Consider the following 19,253-nt stretch of genomic DNA (forward strand, 5'->3'; position numbering starts at 1 on the left):
GGGCACAAAGGGTGACTGAAGGGCAGGTTGTAACTAAAGTATATTCATGGGGCTGGGGGATATGTGAACCTTCTTTTATTCACTGATTTCTTCGATGATCATTTTATAGCTGTTCGAGCGGGTCTCCCCGGAGTATCTATGCCCATCGATAGTGTACATATAGAGTGCGGTTAAAGAGCCCTGGAGAGCACGGCCCAGATAATCGGGATTGATGCGGATTACATAGCTGAGTTGAATGGTTTGCCCCGGTTGTACCGTACCGAGGGGGATAATCCCGCTGTACGGGGTTTCAGGTGTAACATAACCCGTTGCGAGGGTGCTTCCCAGGGGAATGATCTCTATGAGCGATACCTCAGCCGGATAGTTGCCGCTGTTAGTAACGGAAATATAGAATTCGGCAATACCGCCGGGTTCAGCTATTGGAGGCTCACCTGTTACTTGAACAGAGATGACCGGTGAGAATAGCAAGGTGACTACGGTGTTGGAACGTTCAGTCTCCCTTACAATGCGTCCATCAGGCAGTCTATAAGTATACTGTACGCTGCCCTGATTCTGGATTACAGGGTTCTGGTGTATGTTGGTCTCGGCCGGGATGGAGACAAGAAAATCAACAATAGCCGTGGAGCCTGCCCTTAGGGTGCCAAGCGGAATACCCTCTCTGGGATGGGTCCCCTTCTGAGTAGTTCCGTTGAGATTCACACTATCCCAGATCAATAGTGTGTCGTCAGGCATAATATCTGCAAGGACTGCATCCACCGCCAGATTCCCGCTATTGCTGACGGTGAACACATAGCGCAGATGATCCCCGGGAGCTGCGTTGTATTTATTAACCTTTAGGCTGACGGACAGCCCGGAGTGAACAACGGTAACATTGACCGTGTTGCTCTTGGTATCTGCCGTATCCCCGCCTGTGTAGTAAGAAACAACGGCCTGGGTGGTTAATACTGATGTTGCAGGGGTTGAAATGACTCTCACCTGATACGTGATTTCTGTGGTTGTACCTGTGCCCAGCGGCGCCACTAGTATGCCTTTGGCCGGGTCGTTATCAGGTGAATAAATACCGCCGGAGATGACACTTCCGGGGAGGAACACGGTCCCATCCGTCACAGGGATGGTTGCTGTAATATCGGTTAGCAGCCGGGTTCCCTCGTTCTTTAGCCACAATGTGTAGGTTACAGTATCCCCGATAAATGTTGTAGGTGTGCTTGCGACTAGCAGAATGGAGAGCTGGTAGGAGAGCAGAGCAACTGTAACCTGGTTTGATAAAACTTCTCCCTGCACGATCCTCCCCTCCGGAGTGCTAAAGGAATAGACGGCCCTGGCTCTATTGCTCAGCTTCAGTGAAGGCGGAAGTGCAACAACAATGACCTGAAAGGCAATGTGTACGTCGGTCTCTGGAAAGATCGTTCCCAGCGGTATGCCGGAGGAAGGAGAGACCCCGGGCAGGGGAACTCCATCCCGCAGGACGCTGTTGGCAATAAAGGATACGCCAGAAGGAATTGCGTCTATCAGGGTAGCCAATGCCGACACATTGCCTTCATTTCGGGCAACGAATGTGTATACCAGTGTCTCTCCAAGGGAGGCACTGGTTTGATCCGCGCTTTTTAATATAGAAAGAACCGGACCTACAATCGGGGTGTTGACCTTATTAGAGTAAGTAATGGAGTCTATGCCCGCTGCCGATCGGAAGAACACCTTGGATTGATTGGTTACAACAGGTTGAAAGGGGGAAGCAGAGCTCATGTCTGAATCACCCTTACCTGGAAGGTGGTGGTAGAGGAGGCTCCAGGCGCAACCGTTCCAATTACAATGCCTGTAGCAGGACTAGCGCCGGGACGGGCGGCTCCATCCACCGTGACACTGCCGGTGACGAACTGGCTGCCTTCTGGAATCGGGTCAACCACCACTACATTATTCACAGGAACAATTCCGTTATTCGTGACCACAATGGTATACGTGATTATGTCTCCGACGACCGCATCAATAACAGGAGTGCTCTTGACGGCCGTTACATCAGGAGAGGAGACCGGAATAACCAGTTTGTTCGACAAAGATGAGCCAGAGAGCAGACGGCCATCCGGCGGACTGAATGTGAAGGTGGACGCGGCCTGATTCACAAGCTGCTGCGGTGATGGTAGCGATGCCACGGTGACCTGCAAGGTAATCGTAACGGTGATAGTTGCACCCGGAGCAACACTGCCGACATTCAGCCCGCTCGCCGGATCAGCTCCAGGCTGTGATACGCCATTTACGATTACACTGTTTGGAATAAACACCGCGCCTGGAGGAATGGTGTCTGTAATCGTGACATTCGCCGCAAGGTTGCCGGTATTCGTGATGTTGAGGAAATAGGTTACAGTATCTCCGACCGTTGCGTTTGTGGTATCCGCTGTTTTGACAATGTTAATAAAAGGCTGGTACACCGGGGTAGCTAGAGTGTTGGAATATGAAGCCCCTGAGAACGCCCCGGAGGTAAAGCTCACGGAAGCCTGGTTGTTCAGAATGGCTGGCGTAGGCAGTGTATTAACAAGGATGCTGAAAGTGACTTGTATTGTTGCTCCCGGTGCAACGGTGCCCAGTGATATGCCATTGGCCGGATTGGCTCCCGGCAGAGGAGTTCCGTCAACGACTACGCTGCCGCTGACAAAGGAAGCGCCCGCCGGAATGGGATCACTGAGTACTGTATTATTGACCGGTGTAATGCCGCTGTTGGTAACAGAGATGCTGTAACTGATGGTATCCCCGATAACGGCATCGGTTGCAGCTGTAGTCTTGGCGACAAGCACATTTGGCGATGAGACTGAAATCTGATTGATGTTGGAGAGCGAGGTCTGATTGAAGGTCCGGGCATCCGGTAAGGTATAGGCATAGGAAACAGTAGCCTGGTTGGTCAACTGCTGGCTGACCGGCAAAGTATCGATAACAACAGAGAAAACAACACTAAGGCTTGCCCCGGCGGCAATCGACCCCAGTAGAATTCCTGTTGCAGGGTCAGACCCCGGAGACGGAGAACCGTTAATCAGCACGCTGTTGGCGAGAAGAGTGGACCCGGCGGGAATGGTATCCGTTAAAGTGGCATTTGCCGGGTAATTCCCTTGATTACTTACATTGACCGTATAAGTAATCGTGTCTCCAACCGTCGCATTTACAGAGCTTGAGCTTTTGGCTGCACTGATAACCGGCTGATAGACTGGTGTAGTTTGGATATTGGAGAAGCCTACACTAGAGAGTGCTCCGGAGGTGAAACTGACAGAGGATTGATTGTTCAGCAATCCGGTTGCCGGCAGCGAGGTTACCGTAACGTTAAAGTCTACGGTAACTGAAGCGCCAGGGGCAATAGTGCCTATGGTTACACCTGTAGCCGGAGAGGTTGCGGGTCGCGCCACACCATTCACCAGCACACTGCCTGTTACAAATGTAGTACCTGCAGGGAGCGCATCTGTGAATACAGCATTATTGACAGCAGCAATCCCATTGTTGGTCAATGTCACTGAATAAGTAATGGTATCGCCAATGGTGGTAGCGGTTGTTATTGTCGTTTTGACTAAGGCGAGATTCGGATTCGAGACAGGAAATGTAATGGTATTGGACAGGACCGAGCCGCCAAGCATCCGCCCATCAGGCAAGGTGAAGCTGTAAGCTGCGGTTCCTTGATTCACCAGCACTTGAGGATTGGGGAGTGAAGTGATCACTACCGAGAAGGCGACGGTTACTGTTCCTCCAGGAGCGACAATGCCGGCGGCAATTCCAGTAGACGGATCAGCCTGAGGGAGCGGGGAGCCATTAATCAGCACGCTGTTGGGCTCAAAGATGGTACCGGCTGGAATATTATCCGTAATGGTTAGGTTTGCTCCATAATTGCCTGTATTGCTGACCGCTAAGAAGTAGGTTACGGTATCGCCTACTGTGGCATTCATTGTACTGGCGCTTTTGACGGCAGCAATAATCGGCTGATATACGGGGACGCTAACCAGATTGGAGAATACCGAGCCGGAAAAAGAAACGCCCGAGGTATACGTAACTGTGGCCTGATTGTTGATTGATACGCTAGCCGGGAGGGATACAACCGTTACACTGTATGAAACTATAGCAGATGCGCCAATAGCCAATGTGCCTATGCTTATCCCGGTAGCCGGATTGGCATTTGGAAAAAGGACGCCGTTGACCGACACACTGCCTGGCACAAAAGCAGTTCCCGGTGGGGGAGGATCACTTAGTATGATATTGTTGACCGGATCAATACCGTTGTTGGTAATATTGACGGAATAAGGGATAGTATCTCCAATGGCAACCGATGTAGAGGTTGTGCTTTTCACCACAGCGACGTTAGGCGCGGAGACGGCGATCGTCACCACATTGGATAATGCTGTGCCGGTCAGCAGACGCCCGTCAGGCGGTGTAAAAGTGAAGGTTGCCGAAGCCTGGTTGACTAATTGCTGTGGGGAGGGCAGCGAAACAATAATGACAGTGAAACTGACGGTCACACTTGCGCCCGGAGCCACAATTCCTACAGCGATCCCCGTATCTGGGGCTGATCCCGGCTGGGGGAATCCTCCTACAATCACGCTATTGGGATCAAATTCAGTGCCGGCCGGGATGTTGTCAGTAAGGGTTACATTTGCGGCAAGATTGCCGGAATTACTGACTATAATCGTGTAGATGACGGTATCACCAACGGTTTCATTGAACTCGTAGGGACTTTTGACCAAGGAAATCTGCGGCTGAATAACCGGTGTAGTTGTAATGTTGGATGATGAGGATCCTGAGAACGCACCGGAGGTAAAGCTGACGGTTGACTGGTTGTTGATTTGTGAAGGAATCGGCATTGTTATCTTCACCTCAAATGTTACGGCGACTGAGGCCCCGGGGCCCAGACTGCCGATTGGAATGCCGGCGGACGGGATTGATAGCGGCTGGGAGACACCGCCCACAATTACGGTTCCGGAAATGAAGGCTGCATTCTCAGGCAAGGGATCACTGAGAATGATCTTGCTGACAGCAGCAATACTGTTGTTCGTCAGAACGGAGGTGAATGTTAGAATATCACCCGTAACGGCGTCAATGGCATTCACGCTTTTTACAATACTTACGTTAGGTGCGGAGACAGGAATGGAGAGTGTATTCGATACGGAATTCCCCCCAAGCTGCCGGCCATCGGGCAGGGTGAAGCTGAAGGCAGCCGCCGCTGTATTAAGCAGCAGCTGGCCGGGGGGCAGCGCGGTCACTGTGACCAGGAATGAGACGGTAACACTGTCGCCTGGTGCGAGTGGTCCTACAGGAATGCCTGTGGCTGGACTGAATCCCGGCAGAGGCGTGCCACCAATGCTCACGCTGTTTGCTTCGAATACTGCCTGCGGCGGCAGAGTGTCGGTCAAGTTCATCGTTGCGGCAATGTTCCCGGTATTGCTGACAAGAATGGAATAGGACAGGGAGCTGCCGACAGAGGCCTGTGCTGCATTCGCGCTTTTTTCAAGAACGATAACGGGGATGAACACTGCAGTGCTGATCGTATTTGACAGAGCGGCACCACTGAAAGAACCGGAAGTGAAAGAAGCGCTTGCCCTGTTCACAAGGACTGCCGGATTCGGCAAGAAAATCACATTCACCTGAAAGGATACGGTTGCTGTGGCACCTGCAGCGATGGTTCCGAGGCTAAAGCCGGCGCCAGGGTTAGCGGAGGGTAGCGGCGTACCGTTGATGGTGACACTTCCGGCTACAAATGCACCGCCAGTTGGAACCGGATCGGACAGGACCACGTTGTTCACAGGTACGCCACTGGGATTTGTGACCGCCACAGTGTAGGTGATATACTCCCCGACAGCAGCATTGGTAAGATTCACACTCTTGATCAGGGTGATGCCCGGTGCGGATACCGGAATACTCACCGTGCTGGACAAACTTGTTCCAGAGAGAGAGCGGCCGCTCGGCAGTTGATAGGTGTAGCTGCTGCTGGCTTGATTCACTAGCATGGCTGGAGATGGAAGTGACTGCACCGCTGTAAGGAAGGTAACAGTATCCGTTGCTCCAGGGCCCACAGCTCCCAGCGGTATACCCACAGTGGGTGAATCCGATGGACGGACCACACCGTTGACGGTGACACTGCCGGGCACAAAGACTGATCCTGCCGGGATGTTGTCACTTAGAATAACTGTAGCAGCCAGATTCCCCGAATTCTGCATCTGCAGGGTGTAGAGAACATTCCCGCCTACAGTCGCACTGGCTGTATTCGCACTCTTATTGATCCCTATGACTGGCTGATAGACAGGCGTTGCCGTCGTATTGGATTGGGTGATCCCGGTAAACACACCGGAGCTGTAGGATGCGGATGAGCGGTTTGAGAGCTGTGCAGGTGAAGGTACAGAGGTCACAGATACCTGAAAGGTAACGGTGGCACTGGCGCCTGCTGCAATGGTACCTACAGTTATTCCCGTTCCAGGATCAGCAGACGGGCGCGAAGATCCGTTGACATTGACGCTTCCGGCAACAAAAGTGCTACCCGCCGGAAGCGGGTCAGACAATATAAGATTGGTGACCTGGGCAATTCCATTATTGCTGATTATGGAGGTATATAGGAGGACGTCACCTACGGCAACATCAGGGAAGCTTGCGCTTTTTACGATCACAACATTCGGCAGAGTAACAGGAATTGTAAGCGTGTTGGAAGCGGCTGATCCGGCCACCGTCCTGCCGTCCGGTACCACAAAAGTATATGCGGCAGTTGCCTGGTCTACGAGCTGAGACGATGGAGAAAGACTATTTAACACTACCCGAAACTGGACGGTTGAGCTGCCTCCGGCAGCAATGACGCCGATGGCGATACCTGAGGCTGGATTGCCTGCTACCGGGGTTCCGTTCACTGTGAAGCTTCCGGGCACATAGGAGCTGCCGGCGGGAATATTATCGGTTAGCGTAGTAGTTGCGCCAATATTACCTGTGTTAGCAATCTGCAGGGTATAAATAATTTGATCGCCGACAGTGGCATTTGTGGTGTTGGCGCTTTTGACAATGCCAAGGACCGGAGAGTATACCGGCAGAGAGTCAGTATTTGAAGGAATAACTCCAGTCAATATCGATCCGCCCGCTACGCTCTGGAACGTAAATGCGAGATTGGCCGTATTGGCGACAATCTGCGAAGGTGGCAATGAAGTGACTTTGGCTTGGTATGTAATGGTCACAGAGGTGCCGAGAGTCAAAGTCCCAAGGGGAATGCCTGCTGTTATATCATACATAGGCCTAGGTATACCGGCTACAACCACACTTCCGGTCACAAAAGTTAAGCCTGCCGGCAAGGCATCTGACAAAACGGCGCTGGTCGCACTGGCAGTGCCCGTATTGCTGACAGTTACGGTATAGGTCAACGTATCTCCGACGATGGTTCCCGCCGCATTTGAGCCTTTGGTTAAGGTGATTTTGGGAGCATTGATGTCAATCTGCAGCGCATTTCCATTGACAACGTAGGCATCGCCAGATGTGGTTAGGGTCAATAAGGCAGAAGACTGATTGTTGACGAGTCTCGCGGAGACATCGACATTGGTGATATCCCAGCCTTGACGTCCAGCAATGATGTTGGTTCCAGGACTGCCGTTGGTCTGATTGCGGGTCCCAAAGGTCCCGGTTGTATTGAGCACACCGGCATCATTATTTATCTGTGAAGCAAAAAAGTTGGTGGCGAAGTTATTGGGGCCAGACAACGCTACCTGGGTAGAGGTAGTTGGACCAAACAGCGCCTGATCTCCGGAACGGTTGGCATCTCCTTCCTGCGCGCTGAACAGAATTCTTCCGCCCAGTGCTCCTGACACAGGGGTCGCGAATCCAGTAATGGTTGTGACCACAGGAGCAGAACTGGCCTGTACAAGCACAGCGCCTGCCCGGAGAGACATATTGCGGAAAGGAAGAGACGGATTCGAGTAAATAACGCCTAAGGTCCAGCCCGCATGATTCGCTGTAGTATCGCCAGTAATGACTATCGTACCGACTACACTGCCTGCGGTATAGCTTCCGGCCCCCCCTGTCTGAATAATGCTGGTTACATTCGCGGAACGTACATAGGCGAAGCCTCCGCCGCCCAAATCGACAGAATTGCTGGTCGCTGCGTCCGGGGAGACACTGAAGAGAGTGCCCGCCGGCGTGGTGAAAGAGATCGGATTGTTAATGACAGAACTCAGGTTGACGGAACCGTTAATATAGGAGCCTGCCCAAATCAGCTCTGCATACAGCACTGTACTTCCTGAAGGTATCGACAGAATGGCGGCCGAGCTGTTGCTAGTATATAGATTTGTAGTTCCAGCGGGATATGTTCCAAATGTGGAGGAAGTATTTACTGTGGTAAACGCCCCGATACTATCTTGAGTGCCCGGTACACCAGTTGTTTCAGACCTGCTCAGGCCTAGCGTGTTGCCCGTGAAAGTGATGGCACCGGTCGCGTTAATTGTAGCCCGAACGACTAGAGGAATGATTTTCACCTCCTTATAAAGAAGATACAGTATGTTATGACAACAATAAAAAAGGCAGACCGCTCGTTTTTTGAGAACGGTATGCATTTTATTCTGTTTGTTATTAGCCTATGACAGAATGTGGTAATAATTGTTTGTTATGGGCACATAATTAAGTTTATCTTGTCTATTCTGTGATCGGTCTTCTCCGGGCGAGCAGGGCGCGGGGTTCAGGGTAGGCTTTGCGGCTCATGTCTTCGAGCTCTTCAGCAGTTATTGGTTTTTTAATCACCGCAAAATGGTACATAATTTCATGAACGACATTGGACTGCAGCGTCTTCAGAATCTCCAGTTCCTCGGCTTCATAAAGAATGTCGTCAAAAGGATACTGATAGAACAGCTCCATCCGAAGCAGCCGATAGTCAAAGGGTGGCGCAGGCACCGGATAATCGGGGATTTCCGGAGAGACGGCTCCGGAGGAAGGCTGGAAAAAGCTGCCCGTTAAATGGCGGGGAGTATACTCGTCGAATTTCTGCTTGAACAGAGGATTAGAGATGTGGGGGAAACTGTGGGCATAAGGGGCCAGAATACAAATAACAGCTTTGTGGGTGCTGATCCGGTAGATTTCCGCCATTACGGCAAATAAATTGTCCACATACGGCAGCACACGGCTGGCCATAACAAATTCTGCAGTATTGTCCGGCAGTGGAATTCCCGTATTAATATTGCACACGATATCCACTCCGGGGCAACCTTCACGGCCGATTCCCAGATAACCAGATTCTTTGCCGGAACCGCAGCCGATATCTATTTTCAAGGAAATCACTCCTTCAGGGTCATTCTAAAAAAGGCTCTTCACCATAGTATTAATTTTGCAGCATGCTGCTTCCGGCGAATGCCTATCCAAGTTGTAAACGGTCCAATCTATATAGCAGAAAGTTTATGCAACCCGGGCGAAGGGTTATTCGTTAATAAGAGTGAGCCTAGCCAGGCGATTCAAATACCGTTTCACCAAAGAGGAGGCAGTCAACATGAAATCACAACGTAAACTACCTGTTCTGGCAGCAACTGCTGTATTCATGCTGGCTATAACCGCATGCAGCGGTAATACCCCGGCTGAGGCCCCAACAGAGCCATCCGCCTCTGCTTCTGTCTCTCCAGCACAGAGCACGGCATCACCGTCACCAAGCCCTACGGCTGAAGCTAGTTCATCTCCTGCAACTGAACCTAGTTCAACCCCTGCAGAGGAAGCGCAGACGATTCACGGTACAGGGATCTATGTCGGACAGATCGACAATCATTCGGTAGAGATCAAGACAGAAGAAGGGGCAACATCATTTGAGCTTGGCGCGGGGGTGGAAAAGTCTCTGGAGACTTTGAATATGGATGATCCCGTAGTCTTCGAATATGCCAAGCGGAGTGTAGAAGGAGATTCCACCATTTCACAGCGGGTGCTGTCGAAACTGGAAAAGAAGTCTGCAGAGAGCGAAAGCGCAGAACCTACAACAGGTGAACTCCCCAAGACGAAGTCATTCAAGCTGACGCTGGAGGGCATGGAGGAAGAAAAGACGGCTACTCTGGCGACTGGAGCGGGATATTCACTTTATGTATTCGATATCTTCACGTTTGATGAGAAGACCGGCAAACTTGCAATGAAAGTTGATCCCGGATATTACGCCGAGATTACCAAGCTGCCCTCCGACTTCAAGCTCGATGCTCTTCAACTGGAGGGTGAGAAGGAACTGGCTTCCACTGGCAAAGTAACTGCACTTGGTCAAAAGGAACGGGACCGGCGGATGACCGGCATCCGGCTCTATCTTACAGCTATGGGATCCGGTTTGACCCGGGAGTATGTGGTGAAGGAAATGGATGGGCAGGGATATATCATCAAGCTGAACATTCCGCAGCGGGAGGCTTCAGAGGGATTTGGCCCGCATGTCTACGCTTCACTTGACAGTCTGGTCAGCCGGTAATTCCGTTCCGGGCTGCAGTTTGCACTAGGCAAAAAAAGAAAAGGGCCGCTTCCGAAAAAAACGGGGCGGCCTCTTCTTTGGAATGGGCGAGTATCTGCAATGTTGATGCCTTAGGCTGAGCCGGCATTTATGAGTACGGTGGCAATCATCACCATGAACAGCAGGAGAATGACTCCATTAATAATAGTGCCGATGACAGCAAAAACCCTGCGGCGCTTGCGGAGGGTAAGTCCTACAATACCAATTACGGCTCCGATCACATTAACCGCAGCAAGTACGAGGACAGACATCCCCAGATAAAAGATAGACTCTGCAGAATTGGTAATGAAAGAGTCGCTTCCGCCTGTGACGGAGGAGGCGTTAGCACCTACAACGACAAAGGCAATAATATAGCCGGCAAGGGTAATCAGGGCGATAACGAACGAGGCAATCCCGGGGCCGGAATGTTTGAAATCCCGGGGTTTTTCTTCATACAGAACTTGCTCTTCTTGTGGCGGAGAATAATCGTTCATGTGAGGCACTCCTTGTATCCTATTTAATATAAATGATGGTAGTACCCACTTTTCCATAAGATGGCGGCAAAAGCAAGCCTGGTTTGTAAAAAGCCCCCAATTTACGGCTGCTGGAAATACACAGTCCAGTTACGGTAAGATAGGAGAAGTTCAATAGAAGGAGCTGTGTATCCATGCAACGAAGATTTATAGCCTATGGAGCCTTGCTGGTCATGCTGTCTGTCGGCATAGGCGCGTTCGGAGCGCATCTGCTTAAAACTGTGATCAGCGATGACAACCTGAAGGTCTACGAGACCGGTGTGCATTATCACATGATTCATGCGCTTGGACTGATTCTTATCGGCCTGGCTGCGGGTCAATGGGGAGAGAGCTCCCGTCTGCGATGGGCAGGACGCCTGCTGATACTGGGAATTATTTTCTTCTCCGGCAGCTTGTATGTGCTGAGTATTACCGGTATTAAGGTGCTCGGAGCGATTACTCCTCTTGGCGGCGTATGTTTTATTGCCGGGTGGCTCTGTCTGGCCTGGGAAGCTTTTTCCCGAAAAGATTGATGGATGCTCAGAACGATGACCATAAAAAGACAAACAAGCACCTGCCCCGAAGATTTCCTTCCGGGTCAGGTGCTTGTTTGTCTGGTGGTGAAGCTGTAAATGGTTTACGAAAATTCGTCGATTTCATTGAGCTTGAAAGTATACACTTGCTTCTCATCCACATGATATACGCTGAGTGAATTGGCGGCTTCATCAAAATTCAGGATACGGCAGGGCATAGACACCTGTTTGCCGTGCCGGTTAGCGCGGAGCCGGACCAGTTGGTTGTTCTGAATGTACAGTCTGATTTTACCGTACGCATCCGCAGGAGTACCCGCATTTGTAGCCGCAGGTGTGTCCGCAGGGACATTCTTGGGTTCAGGCTTTTCAGCCTGCTTACCCGCTTGTTTCACTGGCAATTTAAAAGGTACTTGAGCAGCCGTTGCGGGTTCCTGCTTTAGTGCAAGCTTCGCGGACCGGAGGAGATTATCAATTGTTTTTCCGAGCTCAAGACCTGAGTTAATGTTGAAATCCGTGATTTTCTCATTGCTGTTCAACATCTCAAGCAAGTATTGCAGTGCAAGCGGGTTAGTACGGGCGTTGATCAGGATATCGACATTGAATAGATAATTGCCGTCCGTGTGTTGTAGTTTCTTGTCCATAAATCCCCCAGCTTTGTCAGTAGACACTATTGGAAATACTATTTAAAAAGTATATAAACTATACCATTAATTAATGAATAAGCATATACCTCCTTATTGGGAAATTAGGACTATTGACCCTCAATAAACGGAGAACTAGTCCTTTGTCGACACACTGATCCCCATTTAAGCATACACATACAACGTGATGGAGGATCAAGAACAAGGAGGTCATGTTGGTTGGTTACCATGGAGCCTGTTGTCGTAGGTGGTCATGTTATGATCGGTGTTGAAGTGAAGCTTCCGAAGACTACGCTGCTGTCGATCAGTACGGAAAAAGGGTATATCATGTGCGGAGCACTTGATGTGGGCTTGCTCAATGAAACGCTTAGCGACCGCAGGATTATAGCTGCCCGGGCCGTTGGTGTGCGGACATTGCCGCAGCTTCTATCTGCACCTATGGAGTCCGTAACTATAGAAGCAGAGAAGCTGGGAGTTGTACCGGGAATGACCGGGGCGGAGGCCTTGCTTCTTATGCTGTAAGCTATGCTCAATCTGCCTGGTACATCATTAAGGAGGCCTTCGGGCCTCTTTTTTGCTGCTTCTGCCGCTCCTCCCCAAAGTTGATATTTATGGAAGAGCATAAGCCGGACATGCTTGGCTCATCCTACACAATAAGCCGTCCAGAAGGAAGGCGCTCAGACCTAGGCGTCTTGCACCAGAAAGGATATTTCATGTTTCGTCTCCAGTATGAAAGGGTAAATTCAGTATAGACAACTTCATGCCGGACCATGGACTGGCAGCCGGCTAAATTATGGATAAGGAAGGGATATTACAATGGCTAAAGCATCTGGCAAAGTCAACACTACTTCACTCGAACAAGTACTCAACCGTGAGGTTGCAAACCTGAACGTACTGTACGTCAAAATTCATAATTATCACTGGTATGTAAAAGGGGAGCAATTCTTTTCCCTGCATGTGAAATTTGAAGAACTGTATGATGATGTTACCCTCAAAATGGATGAGGTGGCTGAACGTCTGCTGAGCATCAAAGGCAGCCCGGCGGCTACCATGAAAGAATATCTTGAACTGGCTACCATTCAGGAAGCTACAGGCAAAGAAGACACACGCGGCATGGTTCAGTCGCTGATTGAAGACTTCGCCACCGTGGCCGAAGAGCTTACAGAAGGCATTGAGCTGGCTGAGCAGGTGAGTGATCAGCCAACGGCCGATTTGTTCATCAAAATCCGCAGCGATTTGGAGAAAAATCAATGGATGCTGCGTTCTTTCCTGGGCTGATCATACATTGCGAATAATCGCATCTACAATAGAAGTAAAGCCTCCAGTGCGGGGGCTTTCTTTTTTGATTTTTGTTCAAATCTAAGAATTCGTATGCTGCGCTGTGTGAAAATAGATATTTGTAAAAAAACATGGTTTGTAATAAAATTAGTGAGAATCATTGATAATCACTCCGCGACACTTTATAATAATTATAATATGATATAAAATCTAATTTTGCTGGCATCAGGGATATCCTGTTACAATACAGCTTTCTGATTTCGCAAATCGAACAATGGGGGGAAACATTATTATGGCAGCAGATTTTGTCATTGAGGGACTGAAAGCATCAATTGAAGGAAAGGAAATTCTGAAGGGAATTAACCTTCAAATGAAGGGCGGCGAAATTCACGCCATCATGGGACCGAACGGTACCGGTAAAAGCACCCTGGCTTCAGCTCTGATGGGTCATCCCAAGTACGTAGTTACTGAGGGTACAGCTGTTCTGGAAGGCGAAGACCTGCTCGAAATGGCTGTGGATGAACGCGCACGTGCCGGTCTATTCCTGGCAATGCAGTATCCAAGTGAAATCAGTGGTGTAACGAACTCCGACTTCCTGCGCAGCGCGATCAATTCCCGCCGTGAAGAGGGAAGCGAGATTTCCTTGATCCGATTTATCCGTCAAATGGAAGCCAAAATGAAAGAACTGGATATGAACCCTGAGTTTCTGCACCGCTACTTGAACGAAGGCTTCTCCGGCGGCGAAAAGAAACGTAACGAAATTCTGCAAATGATGATGCTGGATCCTAAGATCGTCATTCTTGACGAAATTGACTCCGGCCTTGATATTGATGCGCTCAAAATTGTCGCTGAAGGCGTCAACTCCATGCGCAGCCCGGAACGCGGCTTTCTTGTGATTACCCACTATCAGCGCCTCTTGAATTACATCAAGCCAGATTATGTGCATGTCATGATGCAGGGACGGATCGTGAAATCCGGCGGCTCCGAACTGGCTGAGCGTCTGGAAGCAGAAGGTTATGAATGGGTAAAGGAAGAGCTCGGCATTGAAGATGAAACTGTAGGACAGGAAGCTTAAGAGACGCCAGGAAGGAGGAAACCACTTATGACGACGCAAACCATTCTTCCGGTGGATGCACAGCTGCTCAGCGAATTGTCGCAGAGCAGCGGCGAACCGGGCTGGCTGAAGGACAGCCGTTTGAACGCACTTACGCTGGCTTCAGGGCTGGCATTGCCGAAATTGGAGAAGACCCGGATTGACCGCTGGAATGTGAATACTTATGGAAGCTACAAAGCAAGCCAGACCATTACTGCACTTAGTGAAGCCCCTGCTTCTGTTGCGGCTCTGATCAAGGATCAGGAGGAAGGCAGCCTGATCATTCAGCGCAACTCCAGCGCCGTGTATGTCCGGCTTGCTCCGGAGCTAGCGGCTCAGGGCGTTATTTTCACCGATCTGCAAACCGCAGTCAAAGAGCATGGGGATCTGGTGCAGCGTTATCTGCACAAGGCTGTCCTGCCTGACGAGCATTCCATTGCTGCGCTGCATGCGGCCCTTTGGAACGGCGGGGTATTCCTCTATGTACCTAAGAACGTCATTATTGAGACACCGCTGCAGGCGGTTCTGCTCACAGATGATGCTGAAGCAGCTTTTGTTCCGCATATTCTGATTGTTGCCGAGGCTAATAGTTCTTTGACCTATGTCGACAACTATGTATCGGACAAAGCGGAAGCCGGACTGCACAACGGTGCGGTGGAAGTATTTGTAGGCGCTGGTGCCAAGGTGCGTTATGCTACGGTTCATCAGCTGGGTGAGGATACGACCGACGTGACTTACCGTCGTGCTATTGTTGAGAATGATGGAACGATTGAATGGATTGTAGGCGAGATGAACTACGGCGATACCGCCAGCGACACCAAGTCCGTGCTGAAAGGCAACGGATCCAGCTCGGACGCCAAAGTCATCGCAGTGGGATCGGGCGCGCAGAAGCTCAGCTATACAACACAGGCCCAGCATTTTGGCAAAAACACGCCGAGCGATATGATTACCCGTGCGGTTATGCGCGATTCCGCAACCTCTATTATTAACGGTATTACGAAAATCGAGAAAGGCGCAACCCGGGCCGATGGCCAGCAGACGGAGAAAGTTCTGATGCTGAGTCCCAAAGCACGTGGCGACGCCAACCCGATTCTGCTTATTGATGAAGATGATGTTACAGCAGGCCATGCCGCTTCCGTAGGACAGGTCAATTACGAGCAGGTATACTACCTGATGTCCCGCGGGATTTCACGGCATGATGCAGAAACACTGATTATATACGGCTTCCTTGCACCTGTAGTGTCGCAAATTCCACTGGAGGGACTGCGCAATCAGCTCCAATCTCTTGTGGAAAGGAAGTTAGGCCAATGATTAACAGCGCCATCCGGGAGCAATTTCCCATATTGAACCAGAAAATCAACGGACATCCTCTGGTGTACCTGGACAGCGCGGCAACCTCACAGAAGCCGCGTCAGGTCATTGAGGCCGTGAAGTCTTATTATGAATGGGATAACGCTAACGTGCACCGCGGTGTCCATACACTGGGCAGCCGCGCTACGGACGCATATGAAGGAGCCCGCGAGAAGCTGGCCAAATTCATTCACGCCCGCAGCACGAAGGAGATTATTTTTACCCGCGGTACAACAACCGCCCTGAATATTGTGGCTTCGTCTTACGGCCCTGCACATGTGGGGGAAGGCGACGAAATTGTCATCACCCAGATGGAGCATCACAGCAACTTCATTCCTTGGCAGCAGCTTGCAAAGAAGACAGGAGCAACCTTGAAATTCCTTCCGCTGCAGAAGGATGGAACGATTACACTTGCAGATGCCGAGGAGACGATAACGGATAGAACCAAGATCGTCGCCATCGCCTATGTCTCAAATGTAATGGGTGTTACCCATCCGGTAAAAGAGCTGGCAGCCATCGCTCACCGCCACGGTGCTGTAATTGTTGTGGACGGGGCTCAGAGCACGCCGCACATGAAGGTGGATGTTCAGGATCTGGATTGCGATTTCTACGCATTGTCCGGCCATAAGATGCTTGCACCTACAGGTATAGGCGCCTTGTATGGCAAAAAATCCTTGCTAGAGGCTATGGAGCCTGTCGAGTTCGGCGGCGAAATGATCGATGATGTGGGCCTGTATGAATCTACCTGGAAAGAGCTGCCCTGGAAATTCGAAGGCGGTACACCAATTATCGCCGGTGCTGTTGGCCTCGGAGCAGCGATTGATTTCCTTCAGGAAATCGGGATGGACGAAATTCATCGCCATGAGATGGAGCTTGCTGCTTACGCGGAAGAGCGTCTCTCAGAGGTGGACGGACTCACCATTTATGGACCGCGCAGCCGTCAGGTCGGTGTGGTTACCTTCAATCTTGGGGATGTTCATCCTCATGATGTGGCTACTGTGCTGGATGCTGAAGGCGTTGCTGTCCGTGCCGGGCATCACTGCTGCCAGCCGCTGATGCGCTGGCTGCAGGTCAGCTCGACCGCCCGTGCCAGCTTCTACCTGTACAATTCGGAACAGGATGTAGATGCGCTGGTGCAGGCTTTAATCAAGGCAAAGGAGTATTTCGCCTATGAACTTGGATGACTTATATAGACGCGTAATTATGGATCATTATAAAAATCCCCGGAACCGTGGTTCTTTTGCAGATGACGCCGTGAAGATTGAACTGAACAACCCTACCTGCGGCGACCGTATTACACTTCAGCTAAAGGTGGAGGATGGCATCGTCAAGGATGCCCGTTATAGCGGCGAAGGCTGTTCGATCAGCATGTCGTCGGCTTCCATGATGACGGAAGCGGTCAAAGGTCAGACGATCCAGCATGCGCTTGACCTGGCTGACCGTTTCTCCTGCCTGATGAAGGGCGAAGCAGCGGATTTTGATGACTATGAAGATATTGAAGCCCTTTCCGGTGTTAATAAATTTCCGGCGCGGATCAAATGTGCGACACTGGCATGGAACGCGCTGCGCAAAGGTATAGACGAGGAAGAAGAAGAGCATCACCAAGAACACTAAAAACAAGGAGGCTGACACCATGGCTAAGAAAGCGCCTGATATGGAAGAGTACCAATACGGGTTCCGTGACGAGCATAAGTCGATATTCCAGTCTGGTAAGGGACTTACGGCCGAAATTGTTAAGGAAATCTCCGCCATCAAGAATGAACCGGAGTGGATGCTGGAATTCCGTCTGAAATCTCTGGAGCAATTCTACAAAATGCCGATGCCAAATTGGGGCGGCAATCTCGACGAGTTGGATTTTGACGAAATCCAGTATTATGTAAGACCTTCCGAGAAGCAAGGTAAGACTTGGGAGGAAGTTCCTTCCGAGATTAAAGAGACCTTCGACAAGCTGGGTATCCCGGAAGCGGAACAGAAGTTCCTGGCCGGGGTCTCCGCCCAGTACGAATCCGAGGTTGTCTATCATAGCATGCAGAAGAGCCTTGAGGATCAAGGTGTGATCTTCACCGATACCGACACAGCACTGCGTGAGCACCCGGAACTGTTCAGAAAGTTCTTCGGTACGATTATCCCGCCTGCGGATAATAAATTTGCTGCACTGAATAGTGCGGTATGGTCTGGCGGAAGCTTCATCTATGTTCCGAAAGGTGTGAAATGCGAAGTGCCTCTGCAGGCATACTTCCGGATTAACTCTGAGAACATGGGCCAATTCGAGCGTACTCTGATTCTTGCCGATGAAGACAGCTTCGTGCATTATGTAGAGGGCTGTACGGCTCCAATCTACAGCACAAACTCTCTTCACAGTGCGGTGGTTGAGATCCTGTGCATGAAGAACGCGCGCGTTCGTTACACAACCATTCAGAACTGGGCACCGAATATCTACAATCTGGTTACCAAACGTGCTGTTGCGGAAGAGAACGCTACGATGGAATGGGTCGATGGCAACATCGGTTCCAAGCTGACCATGAAATATCCCGCAGTGGTACTCAAAGGCCGCGGAGCCAAGGGTTCTGTATTGTCCATCGCGGTTGCGGGCAAGGACCAGCACCAGGATGCAGGTGCCAAAATGATTCACTTGGCTCCGGACACGACTTCGACGATCGTCTCCAAGTCGATCAGCAAACACGGTGGTAAAGTAACGTACCGTGGACTTGCTTCCTTCGGCCGTAAGGCGGAAGGGGCGAAATCCAACATCAAATGTGATACGCTCATTCTGGATAACCTGTCCACTTCGGATACGATTCCTTACAATGAGATCATGAACGATAACATCGTGCTTGAGCATGAAGCGACTGTCTCCAAGGTCTCCGAGGAGCAGCTGTTCTACCTGATGAGCCGCGGCCTTACTGAAGCCGAAGCGACTCAAATGATCATCATGGGCTTCATCGAGCCATTCACCAAAGAGCTGCCGATGGAATATGCGGTAGAAATGAACCGTCTCATCAAGTTCGAGATGGAAGGCTCCATCGGTTAACAAAAACAAAAGATAAAGGGCAGAAGGCGAACTGTAAAGTTCGTCTTCTTCTTGATTTAGGCTGTCTTCTTTAACAGATGAATCTGTTTGAGAAGGCAGCTTTTTCGTTGCGTCAATTTATTCGGAAAGAATAAATATACATAAAATACATTAAAAGTCTATGCTCGCCCGCAGGAAAACAGGCTGAATCTTGGATAATCTTAATCCAATAGGATTCAGGAGGAAATGGAAGCATTTAAAGCTGAAGCTGTCCTTTTCCTGGAGAGGAAGACCGATTCTTTCGGGAAAAACCGAGAAAACGGTGATTTCTCCCCTTTGCCGCATTAAATCAGGGGTGATAAACTGCATAAAGTCACTAAAAATGGAAGCGCTAAAAATCTAAAGCTTTAAGG

At 50.4% G+C, this 19,253-nt stretch carries 14 protein-coding genes; 9 read left to right on the forward strand and 5 right to left on the reverse strand.

Annotated features, from left to right (window positions below; translation table 11 throughout):
• Window positions 1-75 precede the first annotated feature (75 nt).
• The 3 genes from A3849_RS00920 to A3849_RS00930 form a co-directional block, all read right to left on the reverse strand.
• Window positions 76-1,743, reverse strand: a complete 1,668-nt coding sequence (locus A3849_RS00920; RefSeq protein ID WP_074109734.1) for a DUF11 domain-containing protein — start codon at window positions 1,741-1,743, stop codon at window positions 76-78.
• On the reverse strand, window positions 1,740-8,453 hold the full coding sequence (locus tag A3849_RS00925; protein WP_483874369.1) for a DUF7507 domain-containing protein: 6,714 nt from the start codon (window positions 8,451-8,453) through the stop codon (window positions 1,740-1,742). Before A3849_RS00925 ends, A3849_RS00920 begins: the two co-directional genes overlap by 4 nt.
• A gap of 166 nt (window positions 8,454-8,619) precedes the next feature.
• Window positions 8,620-9,249 (reverse strand): class I SAM-dependent methyltransferase, encoded by a 630-nt coding sequence (locus tag A3849_RS00930; protein WP_074109735.1) that lies wholly within the window; start codon window positions 9,247-9,249, stop codon window positions 8,620-8,622.
• Window positions 9,250-9,463: 214 nt separating this feature from the next.
• On the opposite strand from A3849_RS00930, the gene A3849_RS00935 reads away from it, so the two are divergent.
• Window positions 9,464-10,405 carry a hypothetical protein gene (locus A3849_RS00935; protein WP_074109736.1) on the forward strand — a complete coding sequence of 314 codons (942 nt, stop codon included), beginning with the start codon at window positions 9,464-9,466 and terminating at the stop codon, window positions 10,403-10,405.
• Window positions 10,406-10,515: 110 nt separating this feature from the next.
• Here the strand turns inward: A3849_RS00935 and A3849_RS00940 are convergent, their stop codons facing one another.
• Window positions 10,516-10,917, reverse strand: a complete 402-nt coding sequence (locus A3849_RS00940; protein ID WP_074109737.1) for a hypothetical protein — start codon at window positions 10,915-10,917, stop codon at window positions 10,516-10,518.
• A 173-nt stretch (window positions 10,918-11,090) separates the two neighbouring features.
• Between A3849_RS00940 and A3849_RS00945 the strand changes: the two genes are divergently transcribed.
• Window positions 11,091-11,468 (forward strand): DUF423 domain-containing protein, encoded by a 378-nt coding sequence (locus A3849_RS00945; protein ID WP_074109738.1) that lies wholly within the window; start codon window positions 11,091-11,093, stop codon window positions 11,466-11,468.
• A 104-nt stretch (window positions 11,469-11,572) separates the two neighbouring features.
• On the opposite strand, the gene A3849_RS00950 is transcribed toward A3849_RS00945, so the two are convergent.
• Window positions 11,573-12,109 carry a hypothetical protein gene (locus tag A3849_RS00950; RefSeq protein ID WP_074109739.1) on the reverse strand — a complete coding sequence of 179 codons (537 nt, stop codon included), beginning with the start codon at window positions 12,107-12,109 and terminating at the stop codon, window positions 11,573-11,575.
• Between the two features lie 219 nt (window positions 12,110-12,328).
• Between A3849_RS00950 and A3849_RS00955 the strand changes: the two genes are divergently transcribed.
• From A3849_RS00955 to sufB, 7 genes are all read left to right on the forward strand, one after another.
• Window positions 12,329-12,631, forward strand: coding sequence for a YunC family protein (locus A3849_RS00955; protein ID WP_074109740.1), 303 nt, complete (start codon window positions 12,329-12,331; stop codon window positions 12,629-12,631).
• Between the two features lie 294 nt (window positions 12,632-12,925).
• On the forward strand, window positions 12,926-13,387 hold the full coding sequence (locus tag A3849_RS00960; RefSeq protein ID WP_074109741.1) for a Dps family protein: 462 nt from the start codon (window positions 12,926-12,928) through the stop codon (window positions 13,385-13,387).
• A 292-nt stretch (window positions 13,388-13,679) separates the two neighbouring features.
• Window positions 13,680-14,462: a Fe-S cluster assembly ATPase SufC gene (sufC, locus tag A3849_RS00965; RefSeq protein ID WP_074083897.1), complete on the forward strand. Its 783-nt coding sequence runs from the start codon at window positions 13,680-13,682 to the stop codon at window positions 14,460-14,462.
• Between the two features lie 27 nt (window positions 14,463-14,489).
• The gene (gene sufD, locus A3849_RS00970) at window positions 14,490-15,791 is read left to right on the forward strand and encodes a Fe-S cluster assembly protein SufD (RefSeq protein ID WP_074109742.1); all 1,302 of its coding nucleotides are present in this window, start codon (window positions 14,490-14,492) and stop codon (window positions 15,789-15,791) included.
• Entirely contained in the window at window positions 15,788-17,014 is a 1,227-nt protein-coding gene (locus A3849_RS00975; protein WP_074109743.1) for a cysteine desulfurase, read from the forward strand. The genes sufD and A3849_RS00975 overlap by 4 nt, the downstream gene beginning before the upstream one ends.
• Window positions 17,001-17,444, forward strand: a complete 444-nt coding sequence (gene sufU, locus A3849_RS00980; RefSeq protein ID WP_074109744.1) for a Fe-S cluster assembly sulfur transfer protein SufU — start codon at window positions 17,001-17,003, stop codon at window positions 17,442-17,444. The genes A3849_RS00975 and sufU overlap by 14 nt, the downstream gene beginning before the upstream one ends.
• Window positions 17,445-17,463: 19 nt before the next feature.
• The gene (gene sufB / locus A3849_RS00985) at window positions 17,464-18,861 is read left to right on the forward strand and encodes a Fe-S cluster assembly protein SufB (RefSeq protein ID WP_074109745.1); all 1,398 of its coding nucleotides are present in this window, start codon (window positions 17,464-17,466) and stop codon (window positions 18,859-18,861) included.
• Window positions 18,862-19,253 lie beyond the last annotated feature (392 nt).

The organism is Paenibacillus sp. P46E, from assembly GCF_001909095.1.
Taxonomy (GTDB): Bacteria; Bacillota; Bacilli; order Paenibacillales; family Paenibacillaceae; genus Paenibacillus_AQ; species Paenibacillus_AQ helianthi.